The 238-nt window shown below is 68.9% G+C and carries 1 pseudogene; it reads left to right on the top strand.

The features are described 5' to 3' along the window. A pseudogene (locus SB753_RS41080) lies at positions 1–238 on the top strand (hypothetical protein); the annotation flags it as partial.

The raw sequence follows: 238 nt of genomic DNA, 5'->3' as shown, positions 1-238 counted from the left end.
CAGCATCCTGCGAGCGGTCGAGCTCTCCGCACGTGCCACCGGATACTCCGTCACGCCGATCGCTCTGCACGAGGGTGACCCGCTGTCTCCGCAGGAGGCGGTCGACAATCTCGTGACCCAGGGAGTCGATGCGCTCTGCGTCATCGCGCCCCGCTCGTCGTCCGTGGCGGCGCTGCGCCGCATCGCCATCACCGTGCCGATGCTGGTCGTCAAGGCAGACGCCGACCCGACGTTCCTC

This window comes from Paraburkholderia sp. SIMBA_053, assembly GCF_046534895.1.
Lineage (GTDB): Bacteria > Pseudomonadota > Gammaproteobacteria > Burkholderiales > Burkholderiaceae > Paraburkholderia > Paraburkholderia caledonica.
This window is presented reverse-complemented; position numbering and strand designations above follow the sequence as displayed.